This is a genomic window from Nonomuraea sp. NPDC001684, from assembly GCF_053596515.1.
Window position 1 is genome coordinate 1 of record NZ_JBSFGJ010000785.1, and the last position, 2,361, is coordinate 2,361.

The 2,361-nt window shown below is 73.1% G+C and carries 2 protein-coding genes and 1 pseudogene; 1 reads left to right on the plus strand and 2 read right to left on the minus strand.

Annotated elements, in window-relative coordinates; translation table 11 throughout:
* Positions 1-20: 20 nt before the first annotated feature.
* Both ACWCSD_RS51675 and ACWCSD_RS51680 read right to left on the minus strand, forming a co-directional pair.
* Positions 21-677 carry a response regulator gene (locus tag ACWCSD_RS51675; protein WP_449927091.1) on the minus strand — a complete coding sequence of 219 codons (657 nt, stop codon included), beginning with the start codon at positions 675-677 and terminating at the stop codon, positions 21-23.
* The gene (locus ACWCSD_RS51680) at positions 674-1,678 is read right to left on the minus strand and encodes a HAMP domain-containing sensor histidine kinase (RefSeq protein WP_449927095.1); all 1,005 of its coding nucleotides are present in this window, start codon (positions 1,676-1,678) and stop codon (positions 674-676) included. The genes ACWCSD_RS51675 and ACWCSD_RS51680 overlap by 4 nt, the downstream gene beginning before the upstream one ends.
* A 446-nt stretch (positions 1,679-2,124) precedes the next feature.
* Here ACWCSD_RS51680 and ACWCSD_RS51685 point away from each other — a divergent pair.
* Positions 2,125-2,361: pseudogene (locus ACWCSD_RS51685) on the plus strand (CBS domain-containing protein); the annotation flags it as partial.

Genomic DNA, 2,361 nt, shown 5'->3' on the forward strand with positions numbered 1-2,361 from the left:
CCGTCGGTCTGCCACCGAGTTCAGAGCTCGAGGAGACCCGGGTGGGTTAGGGGAGTTGGTTGGTTTGGTGGAGGTGGTCGAAGATGAGCTGGTCGTAGTTTGGCCAGGATGTTGCTGCGGTGGCGGTCGACGGTCTTGGGGCTGATGACCAGGGTGTCGGCGATGGCCTTGGTGGAGTGGCCCTCGGCGATGAGCTTGACGATCTCCTCCTCGCGGGCGGTCAGCAGGCTGTCGGGCAGCGGGTCGCCGTGCCGGTGGCGGTGGAGGTAGTCGCGGATCAGCGCGGTGACGGCCCCGGGGTAGAGGAACGGCTCGCCGCGCATCGCCGCCCGGCACGCCTCGATGAGGTCGCGGTCGGCCACCGACTTCAGCACGTAGCCGCAGGCCCCCGCCTTGAGCGCGGCGAAGAAGTACTGCTCGTTGTCGTACATCGACAACATCAGCAGGCGGATGCCGGGCCGGCGGCGGGAGATCTCCCGCGCGGCCTGCAGGCCGGTCATGCGCGGCATGGCGATGTCCAGGACGACCAGGTCGATGTCGTGGGTGCGGACGGCCTCCACCGCCTCGGCCCCGTCGGCCGCCTCGGCGACCACGGTCAGGTCGGGCTCGGCGTCGAGGATCAGGCGGACGCCCTGGCGGACGAGCGCGTGGTCGTCGGCGAGCAGGATGCGGGTCATCGGGCGTTCTCCTTGGCCGCGCCGGGGACGGTGAGGACGATCTCGGTGCCGCCGCCGGGCGGCGAGTGCACGCTCAGGCGGGCCCCGATGAGCAGGGCGCGCTCGTGCATGCCGCGGATGCCGGCGCCCGGCTCGCCGATGCCGCCCCGGCCGTCGTCGGTGACGCGCAGGACCAGGTCGCCCTCGTCGGGCGTCAGCGTGAGCGTCGCCCTGGTGGCCTGGGCGTGGCGGGCGACGTTGGTCAGGCTCTCCTGGGCGATGCGGTAGAGCACCAGCTCGACCTCGGAGCTGAGCGGCGGCAGCCCCGCGGCCAGTCTACGCGTGACCTCGACCGTGCCGGTCTGTGACAGGTCGGTGGCCAGCGCGGTGAGGGCGCTGGTCAGCCCGAGGTCCTCCAGGACGCCGGGGCGCAGCCGGTGGGCGACCTGGCGCACCTCGTCCAGGCTGGTCCTGATCGCCTCCTGGGCGTGGCCGAGCTCGTCGGCCAGCTCCGCGGGCGCCCGGTCGCGCACCCGCTTGAGCGCCAGGAGCGCGACGGTGAGGCTCTGGCCGATCTCGTCGTGCAGCTCGCGGGCGATGCGGCCGCGTTCGGCCTCCTGGGCGGCCAGGGCCTGGGCGCTGGCCACGCTGCGCTCCTCCTCCAGCCGGTCCAGCATCTGGTTGAAGGTGTCGGTGACGCTGCGCAGGTCCCGGTTGCCGGCGGGCAGCCGGTCGTGGGTGTGCAGCAGGTCCACCCGCCGCATGAGGGCGGTCAGGGAGGTCAGCGGGGCCAGGCTGGCCCGCACCAGGAACGCGTTCGCCGCCAGGATCAGCGCCAGGCCGATGAGCAGCACCGGGATCTCGGTCAGCAGCACCGGTGAGGAGACCGTCGCGGGGGACAGCGCCAGCACGAACGTGCCCGCGGCGAAGACCAGCGCGTTGATGACGAACAGGCGGCGGAACAACGCCTGGGCCGGGGTGCGGCCAGGCGGCTCCGGCGCGGTGGCGACGGCGTCTCTCATGCCTCTAGCCTGGGCGTTCGCCTCGCGCGCTGTCCACTGACCCGGCTCGAATACGGTCGCGCCCCCACCCGATATGGGGGCCGGACCCGATGGGCGCGGCCCCCCGCGCGGTGATGGCATGGTCTCCCCGGAAAACAGGGACGGACCGTAAGGAGGTGGGCGATGCGTGGCACGGACCTTCTCCGGGCCGCGGCGGCAGGACCGCTTCTCCTCCTGCCCGCCCGCGGGTCGCGGTCCGTCCCCCGGGGCCATCTGACGCGCGGGCCGCGCCGGGGGCCGGCCGCCGTCCCGTGGCCGGGGCAGAGCGCCTGAGCCGTCCCGGCCGCCTTTGTGACCTTCGCCCATGCCCCCGCTGGAGGCTCCCCATCAAGATCCGTCATACGACCGTGCCCCGAACCGGCGCGAACCGTCGTCTTCCCACCACTTCGACCACCGTGGACGGTGCCATGCGAGCACAGGACATCGCCGTCACCCTGCCGACCGTGACGGCCCGCGACTCCGTGGGACGCGCCGTGCGCCTGATGGTGGTCAACCGGCTGCCCGGACTCATCGTGGTGGACGAGCGGGGCAGGCCGGCGACCGTGCTGCCGGGCACGCAGGTGCTGCGGCTGGCCATCCCCGGCACGTACCAGGAGGACCAGGCCCTGGCCCGCACCCTCGACGAGAGCGACGCCGAGCTGTTC